Below are 24,140 nucleotides of genomic sequence, written 5' to 3'. Positions count from 1 at the left end.
GTCTGCAACTGGCATATCGACGACGCGTCGCCGCTATACAGCGCAGGTTCGAGCCGTTAACGTAAAGCAAAGCCGTTTATAGAGGAAGGACTCGTGGATTACTCGCTCTTAGTTTGGTTGCTGCCGACTATTGCCCTGATCGTTGGTGTAGCCATCGGTTTCTTCGTGGCGCGCGCGCTGCCCAACGCCGCGCCTAACAGCACTCAGCGCCAGCTGGATGACGTTCAGGAGCGTTTTGACACGTATCAGCACGAAGTGGTGACTCACTTCAACAGCACGGCTAACCTGGTGCAGAAACTGTCCCAGAGCTATCAGGATGTACAGGAACACCTGGCCGAAGGCGCGAACCGCCTGGCCACCGATGACATCACCCGCCAACGCCTGCTCGCCGCGCTGCACCCCGACGCTCTGCAAGCGCCTCGTGACCGTCTGACTCCGCCGCGCACCGTCGCCGAGCCGCCGCGGGACTACGCGCCGAAGTCGCCCAACACGCCGGGCATGCTGGACGAGCAGTATGGGTTGAAGAAGTAAGCCGATACACATCGACAAGCCCGCCCCTGCAGTATCAGGGACGGGCTTTTTTTTGGGTTCGGAAAAGCCTTACGCAAATGCCGGAAAAGGCTGGTTACGGGCTCTTTGCGCGCGCCATATGCTCTCCTCCGATTTTTGGGAGGGGTCATGCACATCATCAAGACACTTGCAGCCTGCGTGATGTTGGCGGGCTGCGTTTCGCCCGGTTGCATCGAGGATTGCTACATCACTGAACAGCAGCAATATGAGTCCAGGCTGGATGCGTTGTGCGACAGGCATACGTTTGACAGGCGTTGCGAGGGGCGTTCGCCTTCAGCTTTTGCCCTGTGAGGGTGAGCACCTGAGTTTGATTCTGGTCGTGGAGCCTACACTTGGATCTGGAGAGTAACTTGCTCAGCTCACGAAAGGGACATTCAAGCTCACTCCCACGGGGGAATCGCATCGCGAGACAACCGCACAAACAAAAAACCCGCCATCACTGGCGGGTTTCTGTACAGCGAACGATGTTTAGATCGCGCCGCGAGTCCGCAGCAGATCCAGCACTTGCTTGACGCTGTCTTCGACGTTCAGGGTCTGGGTGTCGATCACCAGATCAGCATCCAGCGGAACGTCGTAGGGGAAGGACTCACCCGGGATGTTGTCCTTGCCCGCGGCATACAGGCCCTGGGGGTCGCGTTCGCGGCAAGCCTGAGGCGAAGCCTGGACGTAGACCGTGATCAGACGATCATCACCGATCAGCGCCCTGGCGTTCGAACGACCAGCCGCATCCGGTGCGACGAACGCGGCCAGGGTCAGCAGGCCCGCTTCGTTGAACTGGCGCGCCACATGCGCGGCACGCCGCCAATTCTCGGTGCGCCCGGCGCGATCCTGCGGCAGACCTTTGTTAAGGTCATGACGCAGATTTTGGCCATCAAGCACGTACACCGCGCGGCCCATGTCGAACAGCTTGCGCTCGACGGCATAAGCCAGGGTGCTCTTGCCTGCGCCGGACAGGCCGCTGAACAGAACGGTAGCCGGTTTCTGGCCAAAACGCTGAGCGCGCTCTTCAACCGAAACGTGAGCCAGTGCGCCGTGGTGGTTGCCTGCACCGGCAGCGACCGGCTTGGCGATGATCATGCCCGCCGCGACGGTGCCGTTGGTCAAGCGGTCGATGACGATGAAGGCGCCGGTGGTGCGGTTGCTGTCGTAACCGTCCAGGGCAATCGGCGCGTCGAGGCTGATCTTCACACGGCCGATTTCGTTCAGTTGCAACGCACTGGCGGGCCCCTCTTCCAGCGTGTTCACATCGACCCGATGGGTGATGCTGGCAATCGAACCGGGCACGTAGGAGGTAGCGCGCTTGATGTCGTATTTCTTACCCGGCAGCATCGGTTCTTCGGCCATCCACACCAGCATGGCGTCGAAGGCATCGGCCACCTGCGGGACGTTGTCGGCATGAACCAACAGGTCGCCACGGGAGATGTCGATTTCGTCTTCCATGGTAAGGGTCACGGCCTGACCTGGGCCGGCGTGCTCCAGCTCGCCCTCGAAAGTCACGATGGATTTCACGCGGCTGCTCTTGCCCGAAGGCAGAACGACGATTTCATCACCCTTACGCACGATACCGCTGGCCAGCGTACCCGCGAAGCCGCGGAAGTTGAGGTTCGGGCGGTTGACGTACTGCACCGGGAAGCGCAGATCGTCCAGGTTGCGGTCGTTGGCGATCTCGACGGTTTCGAGGATTTCCATCAGCGACTTGCCGGTGTACCAAGGTGAACGCTCGCTCTTGTTCACCACGTTGTCGCCCTTGAGCGCCGACATCGGAACGAATTCCATGGTGCTCGGCTTCAGGGAAATACGATCGGCGAACTGCAGATAGTCAGCCTTGATCTGCTCGAAGATGTTCTCGTCGAAGCCGTTGAGGTCCATCTTGTTGATGGCAACCACGATGTGCTTGATGCCCAGCAACGAGGCGATGTAACTGTGGCGACGGGTCTGAGTTTGCACGCCATAACGGGCATCGACCAGAATGATCGCCAGGTCACAGGTGGAAGCACCGGTGGCCATGTTGCGGGTGTATTGCTCATGACCGGGGGTGTCGGCAATGATGAATTTGCGTTTCGCGGTGGAGAAGTAGCGGTAGGCAACATCGATGGTGATGCCCTGCTCGCGCTCGGCCTGCAGACCGTCCACCAGCAGCGCCAGATCAACGTCGTCGCCGGTGGTGCCAGACTTCTTGGAGTCGCGAGTAATGGCTTCCAGGTGATCTTCGTAGATCATCTTGGAGTCGTGCAGCAGACGGCCGATCAGCGTGCTCTTGCCATCGTCGACGTTGCCGCAGGTCAGGAAACGCAGCATTTCCTTGCGTTCGTGCTGGCCCAGGTAGGCGAGGATGTCCTCGCTGATCAAATCAGATTGATGCGACATGACAACCCCTTAGAAATAACCTTGACGTTTTTTATCTTCCATCGAGCCTGCACCGTCGTGGTCAATGACTCGGCCTTGGCGCTCGGAAGTTCGCGTCAGGAGCATTTCCTGAATGATGTCCGTCAGGGTCTCAGCCTCAGACTCGACAGCGCCCGTCAACGGGTAGCAGCCAAGGGTACGGAAACGCACCTTCTTCTTGACGATACGAGCTTTCTCCTCATCGCTGAGGTGCTCGAGGATTCGATCGTCGTCGATCATGATCAGGGTGCCGTTCTTCTCGATGACTTCGCGCTCGGCGGCGAAGTACAGCGGAACGATCGGGATGCCTTCAAGGTAGATGTACTGCCAGATATCCAACTCGGTCCAGTTGGAGAGCGGGAATACGCGGATCGACTCGCCTTTGTTGACGTTGCCGTTGTACACGTTCCATAGCTCGGGACGCTGGTTCTTCGGGTCCCAGCGGTGCTTGCTGTCACGGAAGGAATACACGCGCTCCTTGGCGCGGGATTTCTCTTCGTCGCGACGGGCGCCACCGAAGGCGGCGTCGAAACCGTGCTTGTCCAAGGCCTGTTTAAGGCCTTGGGTTTTCATGATGTCGGTATGCTTGGAGCTGCCATGGGTGAACGGGTTGATGCCCTGCGCCACACCTTCCGGGTTGACGTGGGTGATCAGATCCAGTCCCATTTCCTCGACCATCTTGTCGCGGAAACGATACATTTCCTGAAACTTCCACTGGGTATCGACGTGCATCACCGGGAACGGCAGCTTGCCTGGAAAGAACGCCTTGCGTGCCAGGTGCAGCATCACGGCGGAATCCTTGCCGATCGAGTACAGCATCACCGGGTTATCGAACTCGGCGGCGACCTCGCGGATGATGTGGATGCTTTCCGCCTCCAGCTGTTTCAGATGCGTCAGTTTGTCGACCATGGTTACTCACGGGATAACGTACTTGTATGGAAAGCCTACGGGCTTTGTCGAGCGAGGCACTTTATCATGAGGCCCGATTCTAATCAGTGACCCATATAGATCGAAACGATCTAACCATATAGCTCAGTCTTTGGACCCGCTCCGCTGATTTCCCGTCCTCAAACCCAAAAATTTCTATAGCTCTGTGGTTTGCCGGCGGCAGCGATTCTCAGGACCTTACCGCCGATAGTCGCGCTGCTACAGGTGCTTAAGCTGTAGATCACCTATGCTCACGGCGCTGATCAAATGGGATTCGGGCAATCGATGAACAGATGCTCCAGCGCGAAGCGTCGTGCCAGATAGTCACCCAGCGCCTGAACACCATATCGCTCGGTAGCATGATGGCCGGCGGCGATGAAGCTGATGCCATTTTCCCGGGCGCTGTGAAATGTCTGCTCCGACGCTTCGCCACTGAGATACAGATCGACACCCGCGAGCACGGCCTGATCGATATACCCCTGCCCGCCTCCCGTGCACCAGCCGACACGACGGATCATTTCGCTGCCTTCTATCAGAAGTGGCTCACGCCCGAGCGCGCTCTGCACGCGATGGGCGAAATCACGGGGGGTCATCGGCTCTGACAACGATCCGACCAATCCCACGATGCGCGCATTGTCTGGATCGAGCGGCCCTTCGACGTTGATGTCCAGTTGCCGCGCCAGTTGCACGTTATTGCCCACTTCGGGGTGCAGATCCAACGGCAAGTGGTAGGCCAGCAGACTGATGTCGTGCTTGAGCAGGGTCTTCAGGCGTCGCTGCTTCATGCCGGTGATGCAGGGGCTTTCGCCTTTCCAGAAATAGCCGTGATGCACCAGAATCAGGTCGGCGTTGGCCTGGACCGCAGCGTCGAGCAAGGCCTGGCTGGCCGTTACTCCGGACACGATTCGGGTCACCTGCGGACGTCCCTCGACCTGCAGGCCGTTGGGGCAATAATCCTGAACGCGCCCACTGCCCAGATAGCGGTCCGCTTCCTCGACCAGAGTGCTCAGAGAAACAGCCATAAAAGTCTCCTAAATAGGCATTCCAGACCGTGTCGGTCCTCGTATAATGCCCGCCATTATGGCGCAGGCAAGCCTCAAACCCTGCGCATTCACCTTAGGACTCTCTAAATGTTCAAAGCACTGCGTTTTCTCGGCTGGCCGTTGCTCGCTGGTGTGCTTATCGCTTTATTGATTATCCAGCGCTACCCGCAGTGGGTTGGCCTGCCGAGTCAGGACGTGAACCTGCAGCAGGCGCCACAAACGGCGCTCATTCAACAGGGTCCGGTCTCCTATGCCGATGCGGTCAGCAGCGCGGCGCCAGCGGTGGCCAACCTGTACACGACCAAGATGGTCAACAACAAGCCAAACCACCCGCTGTTCGAAGACCCACAGTTTCGTCGGTTCTTTGGCGACAACCTGCCCAAGCAACGCCGGATGGAATCGAGCCTGGGTTCAGCGGTGATCATGAGCCCTGAAGGCTACCTGCTGACCAACAACCACGTGACCTCCGGCGCAGACCAGATTGTCGTGGCGTTGAAGGATGGTCGCGAAACGATTGCTCGAGTCATCGGCAGCGATCCTGAAACCGATCTTGCAGTGCTGAAAATCGATCTGAAGAACCTGCCCTCCATTACCCTCGGCAGATCCGACAGCATTCGTATCGGCGATGTCGCGCTGGCCATTGGTAACCCGTTCGGCGTCGGCCAGACCGTCACCATGGGCATTATCAGCGCCACGGGTCGGAACCAGTTGGGCCTCAACACTTACGAAGATTTCATCCAGACCGACGCGGCGATCAACCCCGGCAATTCGGGTGGCGCACTGGTGGATGCCAACGGCAACCTGACCGGCATCAACACCGCGATTTTCTCCAAGTCTGGCGGTTCTCAGGGCATCGGCTTCGCGATTCCGACGAAGCTGGCGCTGGAGGTGATGAAGTCGATTATCGAACACGGCCAAGTGATTCGTGGCTGGCTAGGCATCGAAGTGCAGCCCTTGACACAGGAACTGGCTGAATCCTTTGGCTTGAAGGATCGCCCTGGGATCGTTGTCGCCGGTATCTTCCGCGACGGCCCCGCGCAGAAAGCCGGCCTGCAACTGGGTGACGTGATCTTGAGCATCAACGGCGAACCCGCCGGGGACGGGCGCAAGTCGATGAACCAGGTCGCGCGCACCAAGCCTTCGGAAAAAATCGCGATTCAGGTCATGCGCAACGGCAAGGAATTGAAACTGTTGGCCGAAATCGGTCTGCGCCCGCCACAGACTCCGGCGCCTGCGGCTGAGGATTGATCCCAGACAGCATCGCTCACCCATTTGAACAGGCGGGCGGTGAATAAAACTGTGGGAGCGAATTCATTCGCGATACAGCATCCCAGACGACACACCTGCATCGCCTGAACCATTTTTCGCGAATAAATTCGCTCCCGCAGTGGGTTTCGCGTTCGGCCTCCTATCGCAGAAGGCCGAATGGCTGGTTCTACAGATCACCCAACGCGTCAATCAGCGCTTGATTCTGCTCAGGCGTGCCGATCGTGATACGCAGGAATTGCGCGATACGCTCCTGCTTGAAGTGACGCACGATCACGCCCTGCTCACGCACTTTGGCCGCAAGACCGGCAGCGTCGTGTTTGGGGTGGCTGGCGAAGATGAAGTTCGCTGCCGATGGCAATACCTCAAAACCCTTACCCTCCAGTTGCTCAACCAGCTTTTCACGGCTGGCGATGACCAGATTGCGGGTCTTCTCGAAGTAGTCGCGATCATCGAATGCAGCAGCAGCGCCAACGATGGCCATGCGGTCCAGCGGATACGAGTTGAAGCTGTTCTTCACACGTTCCAGGGCCTCGATCAGGTCGGGATGTCCTACCGCCAGGCCAACACGCAGGCCGGCCAGCGAGCGGGACTTGGACAAGGTCTGGGTTACCAACAGGTTTGGATAACGGTCCACCAGAGCGATCGCGGTTTGACCGCCAAAATCGATGTAAGCCTCGTCGACGATCACCACCGAATCCGGGTTCGCTTTCAGAATCTGCTCGACCGCATCGAGCGCCATCAGACAACCGGTCGGGGCGTTGGGATTGGGGAAGATGATGCCGCCGTTTGGACGCACGTAATCCTCGACGCGAATCCGGAATTGTTCGTCCAGCGGCACCGCCTGGTATTCAACGCCATAAAGGCCACAGTAAACCGGGTAGAAGCTGTAACTGATGTCCGGGAACAACAGCGGCTTTTCCTGTAGGAAAAACGCGTGATAAGCGTGAGCCAGTACCTCATCGGAACCGTTGCCGAGGAATACGCGGTTGGTATCCACGCCGTAATAGCGGGCCACGGATTGCTTGAGCAGGTCACTGTTCGGATCGGGGTACAGGCGCAGGTCGTCGTTGACCTCGGCGCGCATCGCCTCGATGGCCTTCGGCGACGGACCATAAGGGTTCTCATTGGTGTTCAGCTTCACCAGCTTGGTCAGTTTGGGTTGCTCGCCCGGCACGTAAGGCACGAGATCACGGACAAAAGGACTCCAGAATTTGCTCATGCTCACTTGCCTTCTTGTTGGTTATCGACGATCCGGTATTCAGCACTACGCGCGTGAGCAGTCAACGACTCGCCACGAGCCAGCACCGAAGCGGTCTTGCCCAGTTCCGATGCGCCCTGCTCCGAGCAGAAGATGATCGAGGAGCGTTTCTGGAAGTCGTAAACGCCCAGCGGCGAGGAAAACCGCGCGGTACCGGAAGTCGGCAGCACGTGGTTCGGGCCTGCACAGTAGTCGCCCAACGCTTCGGATGTGTGCCGCCCCATGAAGATGGCGCCAGCATGACGGATCTGTGGCAACCAGGCTTCAGGATCAGCGACGGACAGTTCCAGATGTTCAGGCGCAATGCGGTTGGCGACTTCAATGGCCTGAATCATGTCGGTCACCTTGATCAAGGCACCGCGACCGTTGATCGAAGTGTTGATGATTTCGGCGCGCTCCATGGTTGGCATCAGCCGGGCGATGCTCGCGGCGACCTTGTCGAGGAACTCGGCATCGGGGCTGACCAGAATCGCCTGCGCATCTTCATCGTGTTCGGCCTGAGAGAACAGGTCCATCGCGATCCAGTCCGGATCGGTCTGGCCGTCGCACACCACCAGAATTTCCGAAGGACCGGCAATCATGTCGATGCCGACCTGACCGAAGACGTGGCGCTTGGCCGTGGCGACATAAATGTTGCCTGGGCCTACGACTTTGTCGACCTGCGGAACGCTTTCAGTACCATACGCCAGCGCTGCGACCGCTTGTGCGCCGCCGATGGTGAACACCCGGTCGACGCCAGCGATGCAGGCAGCGGCCAGCACCAATTCGTTGAGCTCGCCGCGCGGGGTAGGCACGACCATCACCACTTCGCCGACGCCAGCCACTTTGGCCGGGATCGCGTTCATCAATACCGACGACGGATATGATGCCTTGCCACCTGGCACGTACAGACCTGCGCGATCCAGCGGCGTGACCTTCTGGCCCAGCACAGTGCCATCGGCTTCGGTGTAGCTCCAGGAGTCCTGTTTCTGCCGTTCGTGGTAATTGCGCACGCGGTCGGCAGCCTTTTCCAGCGCCTGCCGCTGAGCCGGAGTGATGCGAGTCAACGCCAGTTCGAGACGCTCGCGCGGCAGGATCAGGTCGGCCATCGAGGCGACGTCAAGACCATCGAAACGCTGGGTGTACTCCACCAGGGCGGCATCACCGCGCTCGCGCACGTTCTTGATGATGTCCAGCACACGCTGATTGACCGAATCGTCAGACACACTTTCCCAGCTCAGCAGATGATCCAGATGTCGCGCGAAATCCGGGTCAGCAGCGTTGAGTCGGCGAATGGTGTTGGAAATGGTCATAGCATGAGCCTCATTGATTGGCGTTTTCTCAGATGCCTTGTGCATAGGCAGGAGCCTAAAGCTACCAAGCCATCCGCGCAGGCACCTGAGAAATTTGGCTATGATACGGATAGCTGGGCGCAACCTTGGTTCTTGGTCAAAGTTGCGCGAAACAGTCAACCGCGGTGTCGCGACTCCACGGCATTACGCAAGGTGTCGATCAGCGATTGGAGGCGCGCGTGCTGCATTTTCATCGAAGCCTTGTTGACCACTAGCCGCGAGCTGATGTGGGCGATCAGGTCCTGAGGCTCAAGGCCATTGGCGCGCAGCGTATTGCCGGTATCGACAACATCGATGATCTTGTCCGCAAGGCCCACCAGCGGCGCAAGTTCCATGGAGCCGTACAGCTTGATGATGTCGACCTGGCGGCCTTGTTCGGCGTAGTAACGCTTGGCGACGTTGACGAATTTGGTGGCCACGCGCAGACGACCCTTGGGCTCGGCAGCGCCGACAGCACCTGCGGTCATCAGCTTGCACTTGGCGATCTGCAGGTCCAGTGGCTCGTAAAGGCCCTGGCCTCCGTATTCCATCAGGACATCCTTGCCGGCCACGCCAAGATCAGCCGCGCCATGCTCGACATAAGTCGGCACATCGGTCGCTCGTACGATCAACAGGCGCACATCGTCCTGAGTCGTAGGGATGATCAGCTTGCGGCTCTTGTCCGGATTCTCGGTCGGCACGATGCCCGCAGCAGCGAGAAGCGGCAGAGTGTCATCAAGGATTCGGCCCTTGGACAGTGCGATGGTCAACATGGGAAACGTCAGTCCTTATCAGCAAGCGCGTGTCGGGTCGCAATCGGCGCCCGCAACCTTCGAGTCGACGACGCAGACTCGAAGTGAAACGATTCAAGATCAAACCTTCACTCAGCGGCCCTGCTGCCTGTAGGTGATACAGGCAACGGGGCGCTGGAACTACTAGCCCGGTACGCGACGGATCTTCGCGCCCAGCATCTGCAGCTTCTCCTCGATGCACTCGTAACCACGGTCGATGTGGTAGATGCGATCGATCAGCGTGTCGCCCTCAGCGATCAACGCCGAGATCACCAGACTGGCCGAAGCACGCAGGTCGGTCGCCATCACTGGCGCGCCCTTGAGCTTGGCGCAACCGGTGACGATGGCTGTATTGCCTTCAACCTGAATCTGCGCGCCCATGCGGTGCATTTCATACACGTGCATGAAACGGTTTTCGAAAATGGTTTCGATCACTGCCCCGGTGCCTTCGGCGATGGCGTTCAGCGAGATGAACTGTGCTTGCATGTCGGTAGGGAACGCCGGGTACGGCGCGGTGCGCACGTTGACCGCTTTCGGACGCTTACCGTGCATGTTCAACTCGATCCAGTCGGCACCGGTGGTGATTTCAGCTCCCGCTTCGCGAAGCTTGTCGAGAACAGCTTCCAGAATCGTTGGATCGGTATCCTTGACCTTGACGCGGCCACCGGTGGCAGCAGCGGCGACCAGATAGGTACCGGTCTCGATGCGGTCGGGCATCACGCGATAGGTCGCCGAGCCCAGACGCTTGACGCCATCGATGGTGATGGTGTCGGTGCCAGCGCCGGAGACTTTTGCACCCATGGCGTTCAGGAAGTTTGCCAGATCGACAACTTCCGGCTCGCGGGCGGCGTTCTGCAACACGCTGCGGCCGTTGGCCAGTGCGGCCGCCATCATGATGTTTTCGGTGCCGGTCACGCTGACGGTATCGAAGAAGAAATGCGCACCATGCAGGCCACCTTCTGGCGCCCTGGCCTTGATGTAGCCGCCCTCCACGTCGATGATCGCGCCCATGGCTTCAAGGCCACGAATGTGCAGGTCGACCGGACGTGAACCGATGGCGCAGCCGCCAGGCAGCGCGACTTCCGCTTCGCCGAAGCGGGCAACCATCGGACCCAGAACCAGAATCGAGGCACGCATGGTTTTCACCAGCTCGTACGGCGCGACCAGGGTTTTAATGGTGCGAGGATCGATTTCGACACTGAGCTTTTCGTCGATGATGGGCTCGATGCCCATGCGCCCGAACAGCTCGATCATGGTAGTAATGTCGTGCAGGTGCGGCAGGTTGGCGACGGTCACAGGACCATCAGCCAGCAACGTGGCTGCGAGAATCGGCAGGGCAGAGTTCTTCGCCCCGGAAATGCGGATTTCGCCATCAAGACGAATGCCGCCAGTAATAATCAGTTTGTCCATTAGAATCTCGACGCCAATTTGGCTCAGGTGCGCTCGGCCCATGCAGCGCGGCTGAAAAATTTCATGGTGACCGCATGGATGCTGCCATCGGCGATCCATGGGTTCAAATGCGTGTAGATCTGCTGCTGGCGCTTGACTGGACTCAGTGTAGCCAGTTCGTCGCTGATCACGTTCAGCTGGAAGTTGCAGCCTTCGCCTTCAACTTCGACCTGGATTTCTGGCAGCTTACCTTCAAGGAAGCTTTTAACTTCTACGGCCTGCATGCTTAACCTCAATCGGCGCCCTACGCGCGCGGGTCGGCCATCATACAAAAAAGCCCTCTCGTTGCGAACCCTACTTTATAGGAGCCGGACGAGGGGCTTGATCGATGACAGCAATCAATGTTGTTCGAACAGTTCGGTGAGACCCGATACCTGTGCAATTTCTCGCATGTCTTCCGGCAGTGCGCGGACATTGACGGATTTGCCGGCGGCATGTGCGTCGCGCATGAACGCCAGCAACAGCGCCAGCCCCACGCTGCTGGATTTCTCCACCGCCGAGCAGTCCAGCACTATCGCCGGTGCATCACTGGCCTTGATCAGCTCGGCCCCCTGCTCGCGCAGGGCCGGGCCAGTCCGGTAGTCCAGCACGCCGAAGAGCTTCAGCTCGCCGCCACCCACGGCGGTGACACGTGCATCAGTCATTTAACGACCTTGTCGCTGGAGTTTTCAGTCGATTCCTTCGCTTTTGCAACTTCACCGGCCCAGCCATCGATGGTCTTGTCCAGGTTGTTGCCATTGCGCTGCATCGCGTCGGCGAACTGATCACGGAACAGCTTGCCGATGTTGATGCCGTTAATGATCACGTTGCGCACCTTCCACTCGTTATTGATGGTCACGAGGGTGTAAGACACAGGATAGACGGCACCGTTGTTGCCCTTGACCGACATGTCGACGGAAGTACGATCAGCCCCCTCTTCCTTGGCCGGCGCAACGGTAATGCCCTGGTTGTTGTATTCCAGAAGTGCGTTGCCGTAGAACTGGATCAGGCTGCGCTTGAAGTTCTCTTGAAAGCGTTGCATCTGCGCAGGAGAAGCATTGCGCGAGTACTTCACGGTCATGATGCTTTTGGAAATGCCGTCAGCGTCGATCACGGGACCGACGATGCCATTCAAAGCGTCGTAGAAAGCCTGCGGATCGGATTTGTACTTGTCCTTGTTGGCAGCAAGGTCGGCCAGCAGTTGCTTGGTTGTACGGTCCACCAAATCATGAGCGGAGGACGCAGGCGCTGCATTGGCGAACAATGGCAGGGCAGCCAGCAGCACTAAAAGGCCACGGCGCAGAATCGAGATCATGAAAAAACTCCTCATTTGGCGTCTTTACCCACGGAATTAAGCAGGAATTTACCGATCAGGTCCTCGAGTACCAGCGACGACTGGGTGTCATGAATCGTGCCGCCATCCTTCAACAACTGGTCATCACCGCCGACGCTGATGCCGACATATTTCTCGCCCAGCAAACCTGCGGTGAGAATGGACGCTGTGGAGTCGGAAGGCAGATTGTTCACTCGTTTATCCACTTCCATGGTTACACGGCCGGTGAAGGTATCGTGGTCCAGATCGATTGCTGTGACCTTGCCGACGGTCACACCGGCCATGGTCACCTTCGCTCTGACAGTCAAACCGGCGATATTGTCGAAATTTGCGTAAAGTTTATAACTGTCGTTGGTCGTGCTGGCGCTCAGACCGCTGACGCGCAGGGCGAGCAAGAGCAAGGCCAGAATCCCGGCCAGCAGGAACAGGCCGACACCGGTTTCGAGGGTGCGGTTTTGCATCAGAAGTCTCCAAACATCAAGGCGGTCAAAATAAAGTCCAGGCCCAGTACGGCCAATGAGGCGTAGACCACGGTCTTGGTCGTGGCGCGACTGATCCCCTCGGAAGTGGGTTCGCAGTCATAGCCTTGAAACACGGCAATCCATGTGACCACAAAGGCGAAGACAACGCTCTTGATGACGCCGTTGATCACATCGTTGGGGAAGGAAACGCTGTTCTGCATGTTCGCCCAGAAGGAGCCTTCATAGACGCCCAGCCAATCGACGGCGACCCATGAACCGCCCCAGATGCCGACAACACTGAAAATGATGGCGAGCACCGGCAACGAAATGAAACCCGCCCATAGGCGCGGCGCGACGATGTACTTCAGAGGGTCGACGCCGATCATTTCAAGGCTGGACAGCTGCTCGGTGGATTTCATATTGCCGATTTCAGCGGTCAGGGCCGAGCCCGCACGACCGGCGAACAGTAAGGCCGTCACCACCGGCCCCAGTTCGCGCAGCAGGGTCAGGGCGACCATTTGCCCGACTGCCTGCTCCGAACCGTACTTGGCGAGAATGCTGAACCCCTGCAACGCGAGCACCATACCGATGAACACACCGGAAACGACGATGATCGCCAGCGACATCACGCCAACCGAATAAAGCTGACGGACCAACAGTTGAAAGCCGCCGCCGATTCCGCCTCGTCCGAGCAAGGCATGAACCAGAAAAATCCCCGAACGCCCCAGTACTGCAACAATATCGATCGCGGAGCGCCCCATCAGGCGAACACGATCCATTAATGACTTTCTGCGCATCAGCGCTTCCCCAAAAGATCTTCGCGATAATCCGGCGCCGGATAGTGGAAAGGCACGGGGCCGTCTGGATCCCCTGTCATGAACTGACGGATGCGCGGGTTTTCCGATTGCATCAGGTCCTGCGGCGTACCCTGCCCCAGAACCTGACCATCACCGACCACGTATAGATAGTCAGCAATGCTCGCTGTTTCGGCCAGATCGTGAGAAACCACGACACTGGTGATGCCCAGCGCATCGTTGAGCAGGCGGATCAACCGCACCAGCACCCCCATGGCGATCGGGTCCTGCCCCACGAACGGCTCGTCGTACATGAGAATCTGCGGGTCCAGCGCAATCGCACGTGCAAGCGCGACGCGACGTTTCATGCCGCCCGACAGCTCATCGGGCATCAATTCGACCGCGCCGCGCAAACCCACCGCCTGCAACTTCAGCAGCACGATGTCGCGAATCATGTCTTCCGGCAGCTTGGTATGAACACGTAGCGGAAACGCTACATTTTCGAATACGTCGAGATCGGTGAACAACGCGCCGCTCTGGAACAGCACCCCCATCTGCTTGCGAGCATCGAAAAGATCGCTGCGCGAAAGCTTGGGCAGGTTCTGGCCATTGACCCACACCTCACCGCCGCTCGGACGCAGTTGTGCACCCATCAGACGCAGCAGCGTGGTTTTACCACTGCCCGATGGCCCCATGATGCCGGTGACTTTGCCCCGGGGAATGCGGATGTCCACATTATTGAAGATGCTGCGCGTACCGCGTTTGAAGGACATACCCTTCAATTCGACCGCGTAGGCGTTATCGGCACTCATCTAAACTCCTTGCGATGCAGCCTGTCTGTCAGATGCCGCGTCCTTGACGAACGACACACTGTCTGGAAGGGCCGAACAAGCGGCGAACTATAACACCGCCGTCGTACACCGCCAAAGCTCCAACACGGCAAGTCGCAATCAGGGACAAATATTTCAACGCCAGTGGAATTTTCCTGCACTGAGCGGGGCCATCTGCTGAACAGGAACTGACGGACCGAGCGGTTCTATAAACAAAGAGCGACGATGAAGCGTGAGGGTTTTGAACATTGTCGCTATAATCCCGGCCTTTTCACCCGACCGACCCTTTCCCGACATGACCAACGCCCGCGACCTGATTCAATCCGCACAACGCACCATTCGCCTCGAAATCGAGGCAGTAGAAGGCGTGCTTGCTCACATTGATGCCGATTTCGTAAGCGCTTGCGAGCTGATTCTTGCCAGCCAGGGCCGCGTGGTTGTGGTCGGCATGGGCAAATCCGGGCATATCGGCAAAAAGATCGCCGCCACTCTGGCCAGTACCGGCACCCCGGCCTTCTTCGTACATCCGGCCGAGGCCAGCCACGGCGATATGGGCATGATCACCGGCGCCGACATCATCCTGGCGCTGTCGAACTCGGGCAGCACCGCCGAGATCGTGACTTTGCTGCCGCTCATCAAACGTCTGGGCATCAAGCTGATCAGCCTGACCGGCAACGCCGAGTCAACACTGGCCAAGGCAGCTGACATCAGTCTCAACGCGCGCGTCGAAAAAGAAGCCTGCCCGCTGAATCTGGCGCCGACCTCGTCGACCACCGCAGCGCTGGTCATGGGTGACGCGCTGGCGGTCGCTTTGCTGGATGCGCGCGGCTTCACTGCCGAAGATTTCGCTTTTTCGCACCCAGGTGGCGCATTAGGCCGTCGTCTGCTGCTCAAGGTCGAGCACGTCATGCACACCGGCGCAGCCTTGCCTCTGGTGGTCCGCGGTACGCCACTGCGTGACTCGCTGATGGAAATGACTCGCAAGGGCCTCGGCATGACCGCCATTGTCGAAGCGGATGGCCGTCTGGCCGGGATTTTCACCGACGGCGACCTGCGTCGGACGCTTGATCGCGATATCGATATCCGCCGGGCGACCATCGACGACGTCATGACCGTGCACGGCAAGACCGTACGCGCCGAAATGCTGGCGGCCGAGGCGCTGAAAATCATGGAGGACAACAAGATCGGTGCGCTGATCGTGGTCGACGGGAACGATCACCCGGTCGGTGCGTTCAACCTTCAGGATCTGCTGCGCGCGGGAGTGATGTAAATGAGCGTCCATACCAACGAACTGATGCAACGCGGCAGACAGATCAAGCTGGCCGTCTTCGATGTCGACGGCGTGTTGACCGATGGCAGGCTGTACTTCCTTGAAGACGGCAGCGAATTCAAGACCTTCAACACCCTCGACGGTCAGGGCATCAAGATGCTGATCAATTCGGGCGTCACCACCGCCATCATCAGCGGCCGCAAGACGCCAGTCGTCGAGCGTCGCGCGAAAAACCTGGGCATCGCCCACCTGTATCAGGGCCGCGAAGACAAACTGGTGGTGCTCGACGAGCTTTTGCACGAACTGAACCTAAGCTACGAACAGGTAGCCTATCTGGGCGATGATCTGCCGGACCTGCCGGTCATTCGCCGGGTCGGCCTGGGCATGGCGGTCGCCAACGCCGCCGGATTCGTCCGCCAGCATGCCCACGGCACCACCCAGGCCAGGGGCGGCGAAGGCGCGGCCCGGGAATTCTGCGAGTTGATCCTGAGTGCTCAGGGTAATCTCGAAGCGGCCCACGCCGCCTACTTATAGAAGTGGATTTATGCTGAGCAAAAGAATTCGTACCTTCCTGATCCTCGGTGTGCTGGCAGTGCTGCTTGCAGCCGCCGGCTACTGGAATATCAGCCCGGAAAGCTTCATGGACCAGCCCAAGGTCGCCGTGGATGAGAGCGCCATCGACTACTATGCGACGAACGCCCACAGCATCCAGTACCTGCCCGATGGCTCCATGCAGTACGACATGACCGCCGACAAGGTCGAGCATCTGAAGGCCACCGACGTAACGCTGATGACCACTCCGGTGTTGCAGATGTATCGCGGCTCGGAATTTCCCTGGCACGTACAAAGCGTGCGCGCCGAAGTTTCTCCCGGTGGCGACCATGTGGAGCTGATCGACCAGGTTCGTATCAATCGCACCGACGAAAAGAAACGCACCACCATCATCACCAGCACCCGCATGACTGTCTTCCCTCAGAAGCAATATGCGGAAACCGCTCAACCCGTTAGAATCGACGGCTTCAACGGCGTGAGCACCGGTACGGGTATGAAAGCCTATCTCAAAGAAAGCAGGATACACCTGCTATCGAACGCAAGAGGACAGTATGAGGCTCCTTAAAACCCTCCCTATTTTGCTCGGCCTGGGCGCAGCACTGGGAAGCGTGAGCGCCTGGGCTCTGCCGAACGATCAGGATCAGCCTATTCGCATTCAGGCCGACGATGCTCAGCTGGATGACAAGCAAGGCATTGCCACCTACAAAGGCAATGTGATCATTACTCAGGGCTCGATGAAGGTTACCGGCAACACCGTGACCATGACCCGCACGCCGGACGGCGACATCGACGTCGTGACCTCGGTAGGCAACCTCGCCTACTTCGAGCAAGTGCAGACTGCAGGCGACCCCAAACCCGTCCAGGGCTGGGGCGTGACGATTCAGTACCACGCACCGCAAAACCGCATCGTATTGATCGACAGGGCCAAAGTGGTCGATAAGGACAACAACACCACCCAGGGCGAGAAAATCGTCTATGACACGGTCAAGAAGCTGGCCAGCGCCGGACGTGCCACCGGCAGCAAGGTCACCGAAGCTCGTCCGCGTGTCGACATGGTGATTCAACCGAAAAAGAAAACCGACCAGCAGAAGGCCCAGTAATGGCAACGCTGAAAGCCCAACACCTGGCCAAGGCCTATAAAAGCCGGCAGGTCGTACGCGACGTCAGCCTGTCCATCGACAGCGGTCAGATCGTTGGCCTTCTGGGGCCCAACGGTGCCGGCAAGACCACCTGCTTCTACATGATCGTAGGTCTGGTCCAAGCCGATCAGGGCCGCGTTTTGATCGACGATCAGGACGTCAGCCATCAGCCGATGCATGGTCGCGCTCGCGCGGGTATTGGCTATCTGCCACAAGAAGCTTCGATCTTCCGCAAACTGTCGGTATCCGACAACATCATGGCCATTCTCGAGACCCGCCAGGAGCTCGACCGCGCCGGACGTCGCAAGGAGCTGGAGAGCCTGCTGCAGGAATTCCACATCACGCACATCCGTGACAACCTCGGCATGAGCCTGTCGGGTGGTGAGCGCCGTCGCGTGGAAATCGCGCGCGCCTTGGCGACATCGCCGAAATTCATCCTTCTGGACGAGCCATTCGCCGGTGTGGACCCGATCTCCGTGGGCGATATCAAGCAGATCATTTACCATCTCAAGGCCAAAGGCATCGGCGTTCTGATCACCGACCACAACGTCCGTGAGACTCTCGACATCTGCGAAACCGCCTACATCGTCAACGATGGGCAGCTGATCGCAGAGGGCGACGCTGAAACCATCCTGGCCAACCAGTTGGTTAAGGAAGTGTATCTCGGCCATGAGTTCCGCCTGTAATCGGGCGCTGGCAAGCGGCTGGTCGGCATACGCAACATGCGCCTCATCGCCAACCCCGCAATAATTGCCATCACACCCTAGGCAAACACTCCGGTTTCAGGCATATAATTTGCTTAAGTTGGCGCCTCGGCGCCCTAGTAGTGGATGGCGCGCATGTGCGCCGGCGAATAAGGTATTAAGCCCCTGCCATGAAACCTTCGCTAGTCTTGAGAATGGGCCAGCAGCTGACGATGACACCGCAGCTGCAACAGGCCATCCGCTTACTCCAACTGTCGACGCTGGATCTCCAACAGGAAATTCAGGAGGCACTGGAGTCCAATCCTATGCTTGAGCGCCAGGAAGAAGGCGACGATTTCGACAATGTCGACCCCATGGCCGACAACATCGAGCAAAAGCCCAACCCTGACGTTCAGGAACCGACCTATCAGGAATCCGCACCCACCGTCGACAATCTGGAAGACGGCGAATGGAGCGAGCGCATTCCCAACGAGTTGCCCGTCGACACCGCCTGGGAAGACGTCTATCAGACCAGCGCCAGCAGCCTGCCCAGCAACGATGATGACGAGTGGGACTTCACCACTCGCACGTCAGCCGGCGAGAGTCTGCAAAGCCATTTGCTCTGGCAACTGAACCTGGCCCCGATGTCAGATACCGATCGCCTGATTGCGGTCACGCTCATCGACTGCATCAACAATCAGGGTTATCTCGACGAATCGCTCGCGGAGCTGCTGGACGCCTTCGATCCGGAGCTCGACATCGAGCTGGACGAGATCGAGGCCGTGCTGCACCGCATCCAGCAATTCGAACCGGCCGGTATAGGCGCCCGCACCCTCAGCGAATGCCTGCTCCTGCAATTGCGTCAGCTCCCGGCCAAGACCAAATGGCTCGCCGAAGCCCAGCGACTGGTCAGCGACTACATCGACCTGCTCGGCAGCCGTGACTACGCGCAGCTGATGCGCCGCATGAAGATCAAGGAAGATGAACTGCGCCAGGTCATCGAACTTGTGCAGAGCCTCAACCCGCGCCCCGGTTCGCAGATCGAATCCAGCGAAGCCGAGTACGTCGTTCCCGATGTCATCGTGCGCAAGGACAACGAACGCTGGCTGGTCGAGCTCAATCAGGAAGCGGTACCGCGCCTGCGCGTCAATCCACAGTACGCCGGCTTCGTGCGCCGCGCCGACACCAGCGCCGACAATACCTTCATGCGTAACCAGTTGCAGGAAGCGCGCTGGTTCATCAAAAGCCTGCAGAGCCGAAACGAAACGCTGATGAAGGTCGCGACGCAGATCGTCGAACATCAACGGGGATTCCTCGAGTATGGCGACGAGGCGATGAAGCCGTTGGTGCTGCATGACATCGCCGAGGCGGTAGGGATGCACGAATCGACGATTTCACGGGTGACCACGCAGAAATTCATGCATACACCCCGTGGCATTTACGAACTGAAGTATTTCTTTTCCAGCCACGTCAGCACCTCCGAAGGCGGTGAATGCTCGTCCACCGCCATCCGCGCGATCATTAAAAAACTGGTTGCCGCGGAAAATCAGAAAAAGCCGTTGAGTGACAGCAAGATCGCTGGTTTACTGGAGGCACAAGGCATTCAAGTGGCCCGTCGCACAGTCGCCAAATACCGCGAATCCCTGGGGATAGCGCCGTCCAGCGAACGCAAGCGGCTGATGTAGAGGTCACAGGCCACAGCGTTCCAGTGGCAGGCACCCAAGCCTGCCTCTTAATGCACTGGCAACGAAGGAGAAGCTGTATGCAAGTCAACATCAGTGGACACCAACTGGAAGTGACCAAGCCCCTGCGCGAATACATCGAGCTTAAGCTGAAAAAGCTCGAAGGGCATTTTGACAAGATTACGAACGTGCAGGTGACGATGGCCGTCGAGAAGCTCAAACAGAAGATCGAGGCCACCCTGCATATCCACGGTGGAGAGGTGGTCGCCAATGCCGAACATGACGACATGTACGCGGCGATCGACCTGCTCACTGATAAGCTAGACAGACAATTGCTCAAGCATAAGGAAAAGCAGCAAAGCATCCTCAAAGGTGCGGCAGCTCGCTGATACCCCCCATCCATGATCCGACTTGAAAACATCCTGACCCCTGGCCGTTCCCTCGTGAACGTGCCAGGCGGCAGTAAAAAAGCCGTACTCGAAGAGATTGCCAAGCTGATCGGGCGAGAAGTGCCCGAGTTCGAGTGGCAAACCGTCTACGAAGCCCTTATCGCCCGCGAAAAACTCGGTTCTACCGGATTCGGTAACGGAATCGCGATCCCTCATTGTCGACTCAAGGGCTGTACCTCACCGGTCAGCGCCGTGTTGCATCTGGAACGACCGGTGGATTTCGACGCCATCGACGGTGCTCCCGTGGACCTGCTGTTCGTTCTGCTCGTCCCCGAGGCCGCCACCGACGCCCATCTCGAGTTACTGCGCCAGATCGCCAGCATGCTTGACCGAGCCGAAGTCCGTGCCAGTCTGCGGGGTGCGAAGGATAGCGAGGAGCTTTACAACGTGGTGCTTCACGTCCAGAACGGTCACTAACCATGCGCATGATCATCGTCAGCGGTCGCTCCGGCTCCGGCAAGAGCACGGCCCTCGACGTTCTGGAAGACAGCGGGTTCTATTGCGTTGACAATCTTCCGGCCGGCCTGCTTCCCGAGCTTGCCGAGCGTGCACTGATCAACACCGAACTCGCCGAACCGCTGCTGGCGGTGTCCATCGACGCACGCAACCTGCCCAGTCATTTGACCCGTTTTCCACGCATGCTCGAAGAGGTTCGCGATCGGCACATCCAGTGTGATGTGCTGTTTCTGGACGCCGATGAACCGACGCTGCTCAAGCGCTTTTCCGAGACACGCCGACGCCATCCGCTGAGCAACGCCACGCGCTCGCTGGCAGAAGCCATTCGTGACGAAAAAACGTTGCTGGGGCCAATCATCGACTTGGCTGACCTCACCATCGACACGACCCATCTCAACCTTTATCAGTTGCGCGATACGCTCAAGTTGCGACTACTGAACAAGCCAGAGCCGGGCACGGCCTTCCTCATCGAGTCCTTCGGCTTCAAACGTGGCATGCCGGTTGACGCGGACCTGGTATTCGACGTTCGCTGCCTGCCCAATCCCTACTGGAAACCCGACCTGCGCGAGCAATCCGGGCTGGACCAACCAGTGGCGGACTATCTGGCGGCGCAACCCGATGTGGAAGAAATGTATCAGGACATCTCTTCATACCTGACCAAGTGGCTGCCGCGCTTCGCCGCCAGCAACCGCGCCTACGTCACCATTGCCATTGGCTGCACCGGCGGACACCATCGCTCCGTTTACCTGACTGAACGCCTGGGTCAGGCCCTGCAGCAATCGCTCAAGAATGTTCAGGTCCGCCACCGCGACCTAAGCTGAAAGGATCCCCAACGCGATGCCCGCTCATCAAATCACCATCATCAACAAGCTGGGCCTGCATGCCCGCGCAGCAGCCAAGTTCGTCGGCGTCGCCGGCAAACATCCTTGCCAGATCCGGGTCGGTCGTACACCAGACAGCATGGTCGATGGCAAAAGCATCATGGCCGTAATGATGCTCGCCGCTGGCAAAGGCACTGAAATTCATTTGCTGACCGAAGGCGAAAACGAACAGGCTGCACTGGATGATCTGATCAAGCTAATCAACGACAGGTTCGATGAGGGGGAGTGAGCGGTTCGCAACGTACGCTCTTGACTCCTTCACGCTGCGCATTCTGAAATCACCGCCCTACAAACCACGCCCTACAAACCATAAGCATAAAAAAACGCCAGACATGCTGGCGTTTCTCTGGATCAGAGGGCCGGATCGTTTGACCGACCCGGCACCAGATCAGCTAGTTCTGCGGACGCTGTCGCGCAGAGCCTTCACTTTGTCGTGATTGGCTTGCACGCCAGTCAGCTGACGTTGAATCAGGCTTGTCACGTTAACAGGCAGATTTTTCTCTACGGCCTTTTGCGATGCTTCTTTGTAAGCTTTCAGCGCATGGTCTTCACCGCGCTCAACTTCATTCAGCACAGCTTCGTCGCTCTTTCCGGTGACGGCTGCCTTCAGTTCAACCCACAGGCGGTGCAGGCCGCCGGTCGCGCTGGAAGAGTCATCCGGATCGCCACCCAAGGCACGGACTTCAGCTTGAAGCTCGGCAACAGCCGTTTTGCACTCGGTAGAACGAGAAAGGAAATAAGCCTTGATTTCAGGGTTCTTGATATCTTCAGCGGCGGTATGAAAACCTTTTTCGCCATCAATGCTGGTTTCGATCAGATCGTTCAGTACCGAAATCGCTTCTTTGTTGATATCCGTCATTTTGCAGTTCCTTTCTGGCAGGTTAATCGAATAGTGTGTGCAGCTACACTCGATGACCATAGTGTTGCAGCGTGCATGCCAGCTTTTGCTCCTTCAACAAATCTTTATTTTTCATATAGTTATGTTTATTAATGCACGGACATGTCTCGCTTTCTGCATGATCTACGCATTTGCATACATGCAGAATGCACGTATCTTTGAAATTCAATCGAAAGGACCAAAGGCGGCCGGATGAATCCCGAAAAGCTCAAACTTCTGGTGATGCGTGAAATGCCGTACGGCAAATATCAAGGGCGGCTACTTGCCGATCTGCCGGGTGACTACTTGAACTGGTTCGCCCGTAAGGGCTTCCCGGCTGGCGAACTCGGTAGCCTGCTGGCGCTGATGCACGAGATCGATCACAACGGCCTGTCTGCGCTGCTGGATCCGTTACGCAGCAAACCCCGTGAGGTCTTGCGGGGGAATCTACTGAAAACTCCGATTCGTTTTTCCTGACCACTTTTCTTGCCCCTCATGAGACGAGCCACCCGATGACCAGCGTTCAACCTGCAACAAAGGATTTAGCAATCGAACGTGCCCGCGACGAAGCCTTCTGGCGCGATGTAGCGCGCCAATACGATGTTGAGCCTGGCCCGATCAACTTCGAACACGGGTATTTCGGACGCATGACCCGAGAAGTGCTGCGCACTTACGAACAGCATCTGGCCTACGTTAACCGCAGCAATTCGGTGTACGTCCGTGAGCGGTTCGATACCGAGGATAGCGAGATCATTCGCGCCGACCTCGCTCAGTTGCTGGACGTCCCCAGCCGGGAAGTTGCCCTCACCCGCTGCGCATCGGAGTCACTGCAAACGCTGATCCGCAACTACAATGCGTTGCAACCTGGAGACCAGGTGCTGATCAGCGATTTGGACTACAACAGTGTGCGAACCGCCATGCGGTGGCTGGCCAAGCACCGCGGAGTCGAGGTGATCGAGATCAGCCACGCGCACCCGGCCAGCTACGACTCTCTACTCAAGGCCTATGGCGACGCCTTTGCTGCCAATCCCCGTCTCAAGTTGATGGCGCTGACCCATGTCACCCATCGCACCGGCCTCGTCATGCCTGTCCAGGACATCGCGCCCCTGGCCAAGGCCCATGGTATCGACGTGATTCTCGATGGCGCTCATGCCCTCGGACAGCTGGATTTCAACCTTGGTGAGCTGGGCGTGGCCTTCGCCGGTTTCAACCTGCAGAAATGGATGGGGGCACCGTTGAGCCTGGGCTTCATTTACGTGAAGCAGGAGCGGCTGGCATCCATTGACCCGGACATGGGTGACGCGCGTTATGCGCCCGACGATATTCTGGGTCGCGCGCCATATGGCACCCCTAATATTCCCGCCTTGATGACCTTGCCCCGAGTCTTCGCCGAGCACCGGGCTATCGGCGGATCTGCCGTGAAGGGTGCGCGCCTGGCGTATCTGCGGGATCTGTGGGTTCGCGAAGCTCGCAGCATGCAAGGCGTCGAAGTGCTGACCCCGGATGATTCGCGCCTGTATTGCGGGATTACCTCGCTGCGCTTCACTGGTCACGAAGATCAGCAGCTCATGGCCCGACGACTGCTCGACGAACACGGGATTTTTGCGGTGGCCAGAGAAGGTTCGGCATGCGGGCCGTGTATTCGCATTACGCCTGGCTTCGTCACCTCAGCGGAAGATGTCTCGCGCCTGATTGAGGCGCTTCGCGCATTGGCGTGAGCTTTTTTAGAAGCTGAAGAATGCAAAAAAAGCG

At 58.3% G+C, this 24,140-nt stretch carries 29 protein-coding genes; 15 read left to right on the top strand and 14 right to left on the bottom strand.

Going from position 1 to position 24,140, the window contains the following annotated elements; all coding sequences use genetic code 11:
• The first annotated feature begins 93 nt into the window (after positions 1 to 93).
• Positions 94 to 531 carry a YhcB family protein gene (locus ACRER8_RS14115; protein ID WP_431746864.1) on the top strand — a complete coding sequence of 146 codons (438 nt, stop codon included), beginning with the start codon at positions 94 to 96 and terminating at the stop codon, positions 529 to 531.
• Positions 532 to 678: 147 nt separating this feature from the next.
• Positions 679 to 861, top strand: coding sequence for a hypothetical protein (locus ACRER8_RS14110; RefSeq protein WP_431746863.1), 183 nt, complete (start codon positions 679 to 681; stop codon positions 859 to 861).
• A 177-nt stretch (positions 862 to 1,038) separates the two neighbouring features.
• Here the strand turns inward: ACRER8_RS14110 and cysN are convergent, their stop codons facing one another.
• The 3 genes from cysN to ACRER8_RS14095 form a co-directional block, all read right to left on the bottom strand.
• On the bottom strand, positions 1,039 to 2,937 hold the full coding sequence (cysN, locus tag ACRER8_RS14105; protein WP_431746862.1) for a sulfate adenylyltransferase subunit CysN: 1,899 nt from the start codon (positions 2,935 to 2,937) through the stop codon (positions 1,039 to 1,041).
• A gap of 9 nt (positions 2,938 to 2,946) precedes the next feature.
• The gene (gene cysD, locus ACRER8_RS14100) at positions 2,947 to 3,864 is read right to left on the bottom strand and encodes a sulfate adenylyltransferase subunit CysD (RefSeq protein WP_431746861.1); all 918 of its coding nucleotides are present in this window, start codon (positions 3,862 to 3,864) and stop codon (positions 2,947 to 2,949) included.
• A 281-nt stretch (positions 3,865 to 4,145) separates the two neighbouring features.
• Complete coding sequence (locus ACRER8_RS14095; RefSeq protein ID WP_431746860.1) at positions 4,146 to 4,904, bottom strand: Nif3-like dinuclear metal center hexameric protein; 759 nt, start codon at positions 4,902 to 4,904, stop codon at positions 4,146 to 4,148.
• 108 nt (positions 4,905 to 5,012) lie between these two features.
• Between ACRER8_RS14095 and algW the strand changes: the two genes are divergently transcribed.
• A complete protein-coding gene (gene algW, locus ACRER8_RS14090) occupies positions 5,013 to 6,173 on the top strand; it encodes a Do family serine endopeptidase AlgW (RefSeq protein ID WP_431746859.1) in 1,161 nt (386 codons plus the stop codon).
• Positions 6,174 to 6,360: 187 nt separating this feature from the next.
• On the opposite strand, the gene hisC is transcribed toward algW, so the two are convergent.
• The 10 genes from hisC to ACRER8_RS14040 all read right to left on the bottom strand — a co-directional run bounded on the left by hisC (position 6,361) and on the right by ACRER8_RS14040 (position 14,381).
• Positions 6,361 to 7,413 (bottom strand): histidinol-phosphate transaminase, encoded by a 1,053-nt coding sequence (hisC, locus tag ACRER8_RS14085; protein ID WP_431746858.1) that lies wholly within the window; start codon positions 7,411 to 7,413, stop codon positions 6,361 to 6,363.
• Positions 7,414 to 7,415: 2 nt separating this feature from the next.
• Entirely contained in the window at positions 7,416 to 8,744 is a 1,329-nt protein-coding gene (gene hisD / locus ACRER8_RS14080; RefSeq protein WP_431746857.1) for a histidinol dehydrogenase, read from the bottom strand.
• A gap of 155 nt (positions 8,745 to 8,899) precedes the next feature.
• A complete protein-coding gene (hisG, locus tag ACRER8_RS14075; protein ID WP_431746856.1) occupies positions 8,900 to 9,535 on the bottom strand; it encodes an ATP phosphoribosyltransferase in 636 nt (211 codons plus the stop codon).
• A 162-nt stretch (positions 9,536 to 9,697) separates the two neighbouring features.
• Positions 9,698 to 10,963 carry a UDP-N-acetylglucosamine 1-carboxyvinyltransferase gene (murA, locus tag ACRER8_RS14070; RefSeq protein WP_431746855.1) on the bottom strand — a complete coding sequence of 422 codons (1,266 nt, stop codon included), beginning with the start codon at positions 10,961 to 10,963 and terminating at the stop codon, positions 9,698 to 9,700.
• Positions 10,964 to 10,986: 23 nt separating this feature from the next.
• Positions 10,987 to 11,226, bottom strand: coding sequence for a BolA family protein (locus ACRER8_RS14065; RefSeq protein WP_062384295.1), 240 nt, complete (start codon positions 11,224 to 11,226; stop codon positions 10,987 to 10,989).
• A gap of 114 nt (positions 11,227 to 11,340) precedes the next feature.
• The gene (locus ACRER8_RS14060) at positions 11,341 to 11,646 is read right to left on the bottom strand and encodes an STAS domain-containing protein (protein ID WP_431746854.1); all 306 of its coding nucleotides are present in this window, start codon (positions 11,644 to 11,646) and stop codon (positions 11,341 to 11,343) included.
• Positions 11,643 to 12,296 carry an MlaC/ttg2D family ABC transporter substrate-binding protein gene (locus tag ACRER8_RS14055; protein ID WP_431746853.1) on the bottom strand — a complete coding sequence of 218 codons (654 nt, stop codon included), beginning with the start codon at positions 12,294 to 12,296 and terminating at the stop codon, positions 11,643 to 11,645. Before ACRER8_RS14055 ends, ACRER8_RS14060 begins: the two co-directional genes overlap by 4 nt.
• Before the next feature lie 11 nt (positions 12,297 to 12,307).
• The gene (gene mlaD / locus ACRER8_RS14050) at positions 12,308 to 12,775 is read right to left on the bottom strand and encodes an outer membrane lipid asymmetry maintenance protein MlaD (RefSeq protein ID WP_431746852.1); all 468 of its coding nucleotides are present in this window, start codon (positions 12,773 to 12,775) and stop codon (positions 12,308 to 12,310) included.
• Positions 12,775 to 13,572, bottom strand: coding sequence for a lipid asymmetry maintenance ABC transporter permease subunit MlaE (gene mlaE, locus ACRER8_RS14045; RefSeq protein WP_074753863.1), 798 nt, complete (start codon positions 13,570 to 13,572; stop codon positions 12,775 to 12,777). Before mlaE ends, mlaD begins: the two co-directional genes overlap by 1 nt.
• The gene (locus ACRER8_RS14040) at positions 13,572 to 14,381 is read right to left on the bottom strand and encodes an ATP-binding cassette domain-containing protein (RefSeq protein ID WP_431746851.1); all 810 of its coding nucleotides are present in this window, start codon (positions 14,379 to 14,381) and stop codon (positions 13,572 to 13,574) included. The genes mlaE and ACRER8_RS14040 overlap by 1 nt, the downstream gene beginning before the upstream one ends.
• A 313-nt stretch (positions 14,382 to 14,694) precedes the next feature.
• Here ACRER8_RS14040 and ACRER8_RS14035 point away from each other — a divergent pair, with 313 nt between their 5' ends.
• The 10 genes from ACRER8_RS14035 to ACRER8_RS13990 all read left to right on the top strand — a co-directional run bounded on the left by ACRER8_RS14035 (position 14,695) and on the right by ACRER8_RS13990 (position 21,740).
• Entirely contained in the window at positions 14,695 to 15,669 is a 975-nt protein-coding gene (locus ACRER8_RS14035; RefSeq protein WP_431746850.1) for a KpsF/GutQ family sugar-phosphate isomerase, read from the top strand.
• On the top strand, positions 15,670 to 16,203 hold the full coding sequence (locus tag ACRER8_RS14030; RefSeq protein WP_431746849.1) for a KdsC family phosphatase: 534 nt from the start codon (positions 15,670 to 15,672) through the stop codon (positions 16,201 to 16,203).
• A 10-nt stretch (positions 16,204 to 16,213) separates the two neighbouring features.
• Positions 16,214 to 16,786 carry an LPS export ABC transporter periplasmic protein LptC gene (gene lptC, locus ACRER8_RS14025; RefSeq protein WP_431746848.1) on the top strand — a complete coding sequence of 191 codons (573 nt, stop codon included), beginning with the start codon at positions 16,214 to 16,216 and terminating at the stop codon, positions 16,784 to 16,786.
• On the top strand, positions 16,773 to 17,321 hold the full coding sequence (gene lptA, locus ACRER8_RS14020; protein WP_431746847.1) for a lipopolysaccharide transport periplasmic protein LptA: 549 nt from the start codon (positions 16,773 to 16,775) through the stop codon (positions 17,319 to 17,321). Before lptC ends, lptA begins: the two co-directional genes overlap by 14 nt.
• Positions 17,321 to 18,046: an LPS export ABC transporter ATP-binding protein gene (lptB, locus tag ACRER8_RS14015; protein WP_431746846.1), complete on the top strand. Its 726-nt coding sequence runs from the start codon at positions 17,321 to 17,323 to the stop codon at positions 18,044 to 18,046. The genes lptA and lptB overlap by 1 nt, the downstream gene beginning before the upstream one ends.
• A 188-nt stretch (positions 18,047 to 18,234) precedes the next feature.
• The gene (locus ACRER8_RS14010; RefSeq protein ID WP_431746845.1) at positions 18,235 to 19,728 is read left to right on the top strand and encodes an RNA polymerase factor sigma-54; all 1,494 of its coding nucleotides are present in this window, start codon (positions 18,235 to 18,237) and stop codon (positions 19,726 to 19,728) included.
• A gap of 77 nt (positions 19,729 to 19,805) precedes the next feature.
• Positions 19,806 to 20,114 (top strand): ribosome hibernation-promoting factor, HPF/YfiA family, encoded by a 309-nt coding sequence (hpf, locus tag ACRER8_RS14005; protein ID WP_062384329.1) that lies wholly within the window; start codon positions 19,806 to 19,808, stop codon positions 20,112 to 20,114.
• 12 nt (positions 20,115 to 20,126) lie between these two features.
• Positions 20,127 to 20,591: a PTS IIA-like nitrogen regulatory protein PtsN gene (gene ptsN / locus ACRER8_RS14000; protein WP_431746844.1), complete on the top strand. Its 465-nt coding sequence runs from the start codon at positions 20,127 to 20,129 to the stop codon at positions 20,589 to 20,591.
• A gap of 2 nt (positions 20,592 to 20,593) precedes the next feature.
• Entirely contained in the window at positions 20,594 to 21,451 is an 858-nt protein-coding gene (gene rapZ / locus ACRER8_RS13995; protein ID WP_431746843.1) for an RNase adapter RapZ, read from the top strand.
• Positions 21,452 to 21,467: 16 nt separating this feature from the next.
• The gene (locus ACRER8_RS13990; RefSeq protein ID WP_431746842.1) at positions 21,468 to 21,740 is read left to right on the top strand and encodes an HPr family phosphocarrier protein; all 273 of its coding nucleotides are present in this window, start codon (positions 21,468 to 21,470) and stop codon (positions 21,738 to 21,740) included.
• 159 nt (positions 21,741 to 21,899) lie between these two features.
• Here ACRER8_RS13990 and ACRER8_RS13985 read toward each other — a convergent pair whose 3' ends face one another.
• Positions 21,900 to 22,370 (bottom strand): PA2169 family four-helix-bundle protein, encoded by a 471-nt coding sequence (locus tag ACRER8_RS13985; protein ID WP_431746841.1) that lies wholly within the window; start codon positions 22,368 to 22,370, stop codon positions 21,900 to 21,902.
• Positions 22,371 to 22,601: 231 nt separating this feature from the next.
• On the opposite strand from ACRER8_RS13985, the gene ACRER8_RS13980 reads away from it, so the two are divergent.
• Positions 22,602 to 22,865: a DUF3820 family protein gene (locus ACRER8_RS13980; protein WP_431746840.1), complete on the top strand. Its 264-nt coding sequence runs from the start codon at positions 22,602 to 22,604 to the stop codon at positions 22,863 to 22,865.
• A gap of 35 nt (positions 22,866 to 22,900) precedes the next feature.
• Entirely contained in the window at positions 22,901 to 24,106 is a 1,206-nt protein-coding gene (locus ACRER8_RS13975; protein ID WP_431746839.1) for an aminotransferase class V-fold PLP-dependent enzyme, read from the top strand.
• Positions 24,107 to 24,140 lie beyond the last annotated feature (34 nt).

The organism is Pseudomonas sp. (genome assembly GCF_050739935.1).
In the GTDB taxonomy this organism is placed as follows: domain Bacteria; phylum Pseudomonadota; class Gammaproteobacteria; order Pseudomonadales; family Pseudomonadaceae; genus Aquipseudomonas.
This window is presented reverse-complemented; position numbering and strand designations above follow the sequence as displayed.